Here is an 8,289-nt window from a genome sequence, read left to right as displayed (position 1 = left end):
AGGATGGCTGCATCGCTTCCTGGACCAACGAGACCGGAAAACCCCTTGAATTCAAGGGTCAGGCCAAGCTCGCCGCCCTCGGCGCGTGGATCGAGAAGTGCTTCCCTGACTGGCAATTTCACAATGTACGGATTTTCGCCACCCGTGATCCCAATCATTTCTGGGTGGAAAGCGATGCTCGTGGCAAGACTCGGGTACCGGGTTATCCCGAGGGATATTGCGAGAATCACTACATTCATTCCTTCGAACTGGACGACGGCAAAATCATCCAGAGTCGTGAATTCATGAATCCCTTCGACCAACTTCGCGGCCTCGGTTTACCAGTGCCGAAGATCAAGCGCGCAGGTATTCCCGCCTCATAAATCAATGCCCTACAACATTGGAGATAGATCATGCCAAATAGCGCTGCACGACAACTAACCGAACACGACACGACTGAACTTCGACGGAAAAATCGGGCCACGGTAGAGCAATATATGCATACCAAGGGCCAAGACCGCCTACGCCGCCACGAGCTATTTACCGAGGATGGCTCTGGCGGCCTCTGGACCACCGATACCGGTGCACCAATTGCCATCAACGGCAAGGCCAAGTTGGCCGAACATGCTGTCTGGTCACTCAAGTGCTTTCCGGACTGGGAGTGGTACAACATCCAGATATTTGAAACCGATGATCCCAATCATATCTGGGTCGAGTGCGATGGCCACGGCAAGATCCTGTTTCCAGGATATCCGGAAGGTTATTACGAAAATCATTTCCTGCACTCTTTCGAGTTGCAGGACGGCAAGATCAAACAGAACCGCGAGTTCATGAATGTCTTCCAGCAATTGCGTGCCCTGGGTATTCCCGTACCACAGATCAAGCGCGAAGGCATTCCTACCTGAATCCCATCGAGAGAGTGATCGCATCATGGAAGACTTACTGAACCGAGTTCTACGTTGTGAAGCGTTGCAGCAACCTCAATGGAGCGAGCCTTCACAATTGCGCGATGCGCAGGCCTATCTCCGGGACAGCGCGCCGCTGATTCGCGTCGAGGACGTCCTGGTGCTGCGAGAGACCTTGGCCAAGGTCGCGGCCGGCGAAGCGATGGTCATCCAGTCCGGTGATTGCGCCGAGGACATGAACGAAAGCTCTCCCAACCACGTGGCCCGCAAAGCCGCGGTGCTGGATATGCTGGCCGGTGCATTGCGGCTGGTGACCCAACAGCCGGTGGTACGAGTGGGACGGATCGCCGGGCAGTTCGCCAAGCCCCGCTCCAACAACAGCGAACGCATCGGCGACGTCGAGTTGCCGGTGTACCGCGGCGACATGGTCAACGGCCGCGAAGCCGTCGACAGCCATCGCCAACACGATGCCCAACGCCTGGTGCGTGGTTATCGGGCCGCCCAGGACATCATGCAGCACCTGGGCTGGAGCGAAGCGGTGGACCAGGAACCGCTGAGCGGCTCACCGGCCTGGACCAGCCACGAGATGCTGGTGCTGGACTACGAACTGCCCCAGGTTCGCCAAGACGAACAGGGCCGGGTGTTCCTCGGCTCGACCCACTGGCCGTGGATCGGCGAACGTACCCGGCAATTGACCGGCGCCCATGTGGCGCTGCTCAGCGAGGTGCTCAACCCGGTTGCCTGCAAGGTCGGCCCGGATATCACCCGCGAGCAGTTGCTGAGCCTGTGCGAACGCCTGGACCCACGGCGCGAGCCGGGCCGGTTGACCCTGATCGCCCGCATGGGCGCGCACAAGGTCGGTGATCGCCTGCCGCCCCTGGTCGAAGCGGTCCGCGGCGCCGGGCACAAGATCATCTGGCTCAGCGACCCGATGCACGGCAACACCATAGTCGCCCCGTGCGGCAACAAGACCCGCATGGTGCGGACCATCACCGAGGAAATCATCGCCTTCAAGCATGCCGTGACGTCGGCCGGAGGCGTGGCCGCCGGCCTGCATCTGGAAACCACACCCGACGAGGTCAGCGAATGCGTTTCCGATGTCATGGAGCTGGACCGGGTGGCCAGCCAGTACAAGAGCCTGTGCGATCCGCGCCTGACGCCCTGGCAAGCCATCACTGCGGTAATGGCCTGGAAGAACTCGCCCTCACCCGCCCTTTTCTGACTGGAGTTAGTCGCCATGACCGGCATTCCATCGATCATTCCCTATGCCCTGCCCACCTCCCGCGACCTGCCCGTCAACCTCGCGCAGTGGCATATCGACCCCGAGCGCGCCGTGCTGCTGGTACATGACATGCAGCGCTACTTCCTGCGGCCCCTGCCCGAGACCCTGCGCGAAAGCGTGGTGGGCAATGCCGCACGCATTCGCCAGTGGGCCGCCGACAACCAGATACCGGTGGCCTACACCGCCCAGCCCGGGAGCATGAGCGAAGAGCAACGGGGCCTGCTCAAGGACTTCTGGGGGCCGGGCATGCAGGCCAGCCCCAGCGACCGCGAGGTGGTCGACGCCCTGGCGCCGCGCCCCGGCGACTGGTTGCTGACCAAGTGGCGCTACAGCGCATTCTTCAATTCCGACCTGCTCGAACGCATGCGCGAGAGCGGCCGTGACCAGCTGATCCTCTGCGGTGTGTACGCTCACGTCGGCGTGCTGATTTCCACGGTGGATGCCTACTCCAACGACATCCAGCCGTTCCTGGTGGCCGACGCGATCGCCGACTTCAGCAAGGAACACCACTGGATGGCCATCGAATACGCCGCCAGTCGTTGCGCCATGGTCGTGACCACCGATGAGGTGCTGCTATGAGCCAGTCCAGCGTCCCGCTGATCGAACGCATCCTGCAACCGGCCCCCGGGCCTTTCGCCCTGCTCTACCGCCCGGAGGCCACTGGCCCGGGATTGGTGGACGTCCTGGTGGGCAAGATGTCGGAACCCCGGCACCTGGCGGATATCGAGCTCCCCGCCACCACCCTCGGCGCCCCGCGCCTGGACGTGCTGACGCTGATTCCCTACCGGCAGATCGCCGAGCGCGGCTTCGAGGCCGTGGACGACCAGTCGCCGCTGCTGGCAATGAACATCACCGAGCAGCAATCCATCGGTATCGAGCAGTTGCTGCAGCGGCTGCCCGATGAGCCGATCCAGCTGGACAGCGAGCGCTTCGACCTGAGCGACGAAAGCTACGCCGAGATCGTCAGCCAGGTGATCGCCCACGAAATCGGCTCCGGGGAAGGCGCCAACTTCGTGATCAAGCGCACCTTCCTGGCGCAGATCAACGACTACGCCCCGAGTAAGGCCCTGTCGTTCTTCCGGCACCTGCTGGAACGGGAAAAAGGTTCCTACTGGACCTTCATCATCCACACCGGCGAGCGGACCTTCGTCGGCGCCTCGCCCGAGCGCCACATCAGCGTCAAGGATGGCCTGGCGGTGATGAACCCCATCAGCGGCACCTACCGCTATCCGCCCGCCGGCCCCAGCCTGGCCGAAGTCATGGAGTTCCTGGCCAACCGCAAGGAGGCCGAAGAGCTGTACATGGTGGTGGACGAGGAACTGAAGATGATGGCGCTGATCTGCGAGGATGGCGGCCACGTCCGTGGTCCGTACCTCAAGGAAATGGCCCACCTGGCCCACACCGAGTACTTCATCGAAGGCAAGACCCGCCGCGATGTGCGCGACATCCTGCGCGAGACCCTGTTCGCCCCGACCGTCACCGGCAGCCCGCTGGAAAGCGCCTGCCGGGTGATCCGGCGCTACGAGCCCCAGGGGCGTGGCTACTACAGCGGCATGGCGGCCTTGATCGGCAATGACGGCAAGGGCGGACGCTCCCTGGACTCGGCGATCCTGATCCGTACCGCCGACATCGATGACCAGGGCCAGGTGCGCATCAGCGTCGGCTCGACCATCGTCCGCCATTCCGACCCGCTGGGCGAAGCCGCGGAAAGCCGGGCCAAGGCCGCCGGCCTGATCGCCGCACTGAAGAACCAGACCCCCTCGCGCTTTGGCGACCACCTGCAAGTGCGCGCCGCCCTGGCCAGCCGCAACGCCTATGTCTCGGACTTCTGGTTGATGGACAGCCAGCAGCGCCAGCAGGTGCAGAGCGACTTCAACGGGCGCCAGGTGCTGATCGTCGATGCCGAGGACACCTTCACCTCGATGATCGCCAAGCAGCTACGGTCCCTGGGGTTGCTGGTGACCGTGCGCAGCTTCAACGACGAGTACAGCTTCGACGGCTACGACCTGGTGATCATGGGCCCCGGCCCCGGCAACCCCAGCGAGATCCAGCAGCCGAAGATCAACCACCTGCACCTGGCCATCCGCACCCTGCTCACTGAGCAGCGGCCCTTCGTCGCGGTGTGCCTGAGCCACCAGGTCCTGAGCCTGTGCCTGGGCCTGCAGCTGCAGCGCCGGGAAATCCCCAACCAGGGCGTGCAGAAGCAGATCGACCTGTTCGGCAACCCCGAGCGGGTGGGCTTCTACAACACCTTCGCCGCCCAGAGCACGAGCAGCCGCCTGGACGTCGAAGGCGTCGGCACCGTCGAGATCAGCCGCGACAGCGAGACCGGCGAGGTGCATGCCTTGCGCGGGCCGGCGTTCGCCTCGATGCAGTTCCACGCCGAGTCGCTGTTGACCCAGGAAGGCCCGCGGATCATGGCCGACCTGCTGCGCCATGCCCTCATCAATACCCCCGCCGACAGCAGCGCTTCGGCGGCCCGGAGATAACCCATGCACGAATACGTCATCATTGACGCCTTTGCCAGTACCCCGCTGGAAGGCAATCCGGTCGCGGTGTTCTTCAACGCCGACGACCTGAGCACCACGCAGATGCAGCGCATCGCCCGGGAAATGAACCTCTCGGAAACCACTTTCGTGCTCAAGCCGCGCAACAGCGGCGACTGGCTGATCAGGATCTTCACCCCGGTCAACGAACTGCCCTTCGCCGGCCACCCGCTGCTGGGCACCGCCATCGCCCTGGGCGCCCATACCGAGAACCACCGGCTGTACCTGGAAACCCAGATGGGCACCATCGCCTTCGAGCTGGAACGCCAGAACGGCAGCGTGATCGCCGCCAGCATGGACCAGCCGATTCCCACCTGGTCGGCCCTGGGCCGCGATGCCGAGTTGCTCGAGGCCCTGGGCATCGAGTCCTCGACCTTTCCCATCGAGATCTACCACAACGGCCCGCGCCATGTGTTCGTCGGCCTGCCGAGCATCGAGGCACTGTCCGCCCTGCATCCCGATCACCGCGCCTTGTCGAACTTCCACGACATGGCCATCAACTGCTTTGCCGGTTCCGGGCGGCGCTGGCGCAGCCGGATGTTCTCGCCGGCCTATGGCGTGGTGGAGGATGCCGCCACCGGTTCGGCCGCCGGGCCACTGGCCATCCACCTGGCCCGCCACGGCCAGCTGCCGTTCGGCCAGCAGGTGGAGATTCTCCAGGGCGTGGAGATCGGCCGGCCTTCGCTGATGTTCGCCAGGGCCGAAGGCCGGGCCGAGCAGCTCAAGCGAGTCGAAGTTTCCGGTAATGGCGTGCTCTTCGGACGGGGGACCATCGTGCTATGAACCATCCACTACAAGGCAAGCCACTGTTGGGCAGCGGTATGTCGGAATCCCTCACCGGCACCCTGGATGCGCCCTTCCCCGAGTTCCAGAGCCTGCCGGACGAGCCCATGGGCGTGTTGCGCAACTGGCTCGAACGTGCCCGCCGCATGGGCATCCGCGAACCCAAGGCACTGGCCCTGGCCACCGCCGACAGCCAGGGCCGGCCTTCGACCCGGATCGTGGTGATCAGCGAGATCACCGACACCGGCCTGCTGTTCAGCACCCATGCCGGCAGCCAGAAAGGCCGCGAGCTGGCCCAGAACCCGTGGGCCTCGGGAGTTTTGTATTGGCGCGAGACCAGCCAGCAGATCATCCTCAACGGCCGGGCCGTGCGCTTGCCGGATGCCAAGGCCGAAGAGGCCTGGCTGAACCGGCCCTATGCCACGCATCCGATGTCCTCGGTATCGCACCAGAGCGAGGAACTGCTGGATATCCAGGCCATGCGCGACGCCGCCCGGGAACTGGCGCAGGTGCCAGGACCGCTGCCGCGGCCCGCAGGTTACTGCGTGTTCGAGCTGCGGCTGGAGTCCGTGGAGTTCTGGGGCAATGGCCAGGAGCGCTTGCATGAGCGCTTGCGCTATGACCGCAGTGACAAGGGCTGGCGGGTACGACGCCTGCAACCCTGAGTAAGGCAAATGTTGGTACGGGATCTACCGCGCGATGGATTGGCACTGGGGGCAAGACACTGCGGTTTACCCGGCATGCGTCATGGAAGTCTTTCCGGCCATCCTCACGCGGCTCATCGATTAATCAGAGGAGTTGCTAAATGTGTGGTCTCACAGGATGGGTAGACTATACGCGCAGGCTCGAAGGGGAAAATCCTGCAATTCGCGCCATGACCCATACGCTCGCGTTTCGCGGGCCTGATGCCGAAGGTACATGGAAGCATCGGCATGCCCTCCTGGGGCATCGGCGGCTGGCGGTCATCGACCTGGACGGTGGCGTCCAGCCGATGATCTATCGTTTCGCCGATGGCCAGGAGGTCGCGCTGGTCTACACCGGCGAGGTGTACAACCATGACGCGTTACGCAACCAGCTGCGACAACAGGGGCATGAGTTCCAGACCCGCAGCGACACCGAAGTGGTACTGCATGCCTACCTGCAATGGGGCGAGCGCTGCTGCGAGCACCTGACCGGCATGTTCGCCTTCGCCCTGTTCGACGGGCGCGATGGCCACCTGTTGCTGGTCCGTGATCGCCTGGGGATCAAGCCGCTGTTCTACGCCCGGCATCGCGATGGCCTGCTCTTCGCCTCGGAGATCAAGGCCATCCTGGCTCACCCGGAATTCACCACGACCCTGGACACCACCGGGCTGGCCGATGTGCTCACGCTGTCCAAGGGCACCGACCAGACACCGTTCAGAAACCTGATGGAGCTGCTTCCCGGCCATCTTCTGTCCTGGCGTCCCAATGGACCGATAAAGATCCGCAGCTACTGGGAGGTACGCCGCCAGGAGCATCAGGACGATGTGCAGACCACGGTGCACAAGACTCGCGAGCTGGTCACCCAGGCACTGGGAACGCAGTTGCATGCCGACGTTCCAGTGTGCTCGCTGCTGTCCGGCGGGCTTGATTCCACCACCCTCACGGCGATCGCCCAGCGGCTGGAAAAGGCCAGGACCGGCGGCAATATCAATTCCTTTTCGGTGGACTTCACCGGCCAGGCCGAGCACTTCAAGAGCGACGACCTGCGTCCCGACCAGGACCAGCCTTTTGCCTTGCTGGCCGCGAAATCCATTGGCAGTCGGCACCAGACCGTGCTTATCGACAACGCGGAACTGGTGTCCGACCTGGCCCGCCGCGAGGTGTTCCGGGCCAAGGACGTGCCGCTCACCTTTGGCGACATGGATACCTCGCTGAACCTGCTGTTCAGGGAAATCCGCAAGCATTCCACGGTGGCCATTTCCGGCGAAGGGGCCGATGAGGTGTTCGGTGGCTACGGTTGGTTCCGCGACCCCAAGGTCGTGGCCACTGCGAACTTTCCCTGGGCCTCGCGGGTGCAGTTGCCGGCCGGGTTCATCAACCCGGATTTCAACCGCCGGTGCGACTTGGCCAAGTACCAGCAGGCGAGCTACGACGACGCGTTGCGCCAGGTCGAGCACCTGGCCCAGGACAGCCGGCAGGAACGGCGGATGCGCGAGATTTGCCATATGCACCTCAAGCGCTGGATGGTGATCCTGCTCGATCGCAAGGACCGCCTGAGCATGTGCAACAGCCTGGAGGTACGTGTGCCGTTCACCGATCACCAACTGGTCGAGTACGTCTACAACGTGCCGTGGTCGATCAAGAGCAAGGACGGCCAGGAGAAGTGGCTGCTCAAGCAGGCCTGTGCCGACTATGTTCCCGAGGCGGTGCTCAAGCGCCGGAAAAGTCCCTATCCGACCTCGGCCGACCTGGGCTATGAACGGTTCCTGCGCCGCAGTACCGAGCAATTGCTGCAGGACATCGGCAACCCCGTGTTCGGCATCGTCTCCCACGCTCATGTCACCGAGGAACTGCGCCAGCCCGAGGGCTACTTCAATACGCAGATGAGCCGGCATGGCCTGGAAACGGCACTGGCGCTGGATGCCTGGCTGCGCTCCCACGGGCTTGCGGTCTGAGCGACACGGGCCAGTCCCCCGGGTTGGCCACCATCCCCCGCCGCCCGCGCGTTCTGCGCGGGCCACCTGGCCTGGTGCCAGTCCTTGCCGGGAGCCGCCCCTGCTCCCGGCTCCTCTTTCTTTACAGGGCGGCGCCCCTTGGCGACAGCGGGCCAA

Annotated in this window: 8 protein-coding genes; all 8 read left to right on the top strand. The window is 63.8% G+C overall.

All coding sequences use genetic code 11. From position 1 onward, the window contains the following. Window positions 1–362: PhzA/PhzB family protein (locus ACK6AU_RS20285; RefSeq protein ID WP_409300985.1), on the top strand; the 362-nt coding region annotated here is incomplete at its 5' end. A 30-nt stretch (window positions 363–392) separates the two neighbouring features. Then, window positions 393–884 (top strand): PhzA/PhzB family protein, encoded by a 492-nt coding sequence (locus tag ACK6AU_RS20280; protein ID WP_409300983.1) that lies wholly within the window; start codon window positions 393–395, stop codon window positions 882–884. A gap of 25 nt (window positions 885–909) precedes the next feature. Next, window positions 910–2,106, top strand: coding sequence for a 3-deoxy-7-phosphoheptulonate synthase (locus ACK6AU_RS20275; protein ID WP_185700590.1), 1,197 nt, complete (start codon window positions 910–912; stop codon window positions 2,104–2,106). 15 nt (window positions 2,107–2,121) lie between these two features. After that, the gene (locus ACK6AU_RS20270; protein ID WP_185700589.1) at window positions 2,122–2,745 is read left to right on the top strand and encodes an isochorismatase family protein; all 624 of its coding nucleotides are present in this window, start codon (window positions 2,122–2,124) and stop codon (window positions 2,743–2,745) included. Then, a complete protein-coding gene (locus ACK6AU_RS20265; protein ID WP_409300980.1) occupies window positions 2,742–4,655 on the top strand; it encodes an anthranilate synthase family protein in 1,914 nt (637 codons plus the stop codon). Before ACK6AU_RS20270 ends, ACK6AU_RS20265 begins: the two co-directional genes overlap by 4 nt. 3 nt (window positions 4,656–4,658) lie before the next feature. Next, entirely contained in the window at window positions 4,659–5,495 is an 837-nt protein-coding gene (locus ACK6AU_RS20260; RefSeq protein ID WP_185700587.1) for a PhzF family phenazine biosynthesis protein, read from the top strand. Beyond that, window positions 5,492–6,160, top strand: a complete 669-nt coding sequence (gene phzG, locus ACK6AU_RS20255) for a phenazine biosynthesis FMN-dependent oxidase PhzG (RefSeq protein ID WP_409300978.1) — start codon at window positions 5,492–5,494, stop codon at window positions 6,158–6,160. Before ACK6AU_RS20260 ends, phzG begins: the two co-directional genes overlap by 4 nt. Before the next feature lie 140 nt (window positions 6,161–6,300). Continuing rightward, window positions 6,301–8,133: an asparagine synthase (glutamine-hydrolyzing) gene (asnB, locus tag ACK6AU_RS20250; protein ID WP_409300976.1), complete on the top strand. Its 1,833-nt coding sequence runs from the start codon at window positions 6,301–6,303 to the stop codon at window positions 8,131–8,133. Window positions 8,134–8,289 lie beyond the last annotated feature (156 nt).

The organism is Pseudomonas sp. KCJK8993 (genome assembly GCF_046230915.1).
GTDB lineage: Bacteria > Pseudomonadota > Gammaproteobacteria > Pseudomonadales > Pseudomonadaceae > Aquipseudomonas > Aquipseudomonas piscis.
This window is presented reverse-complemented; position numbering and strand designations above follow the sequence as displayed.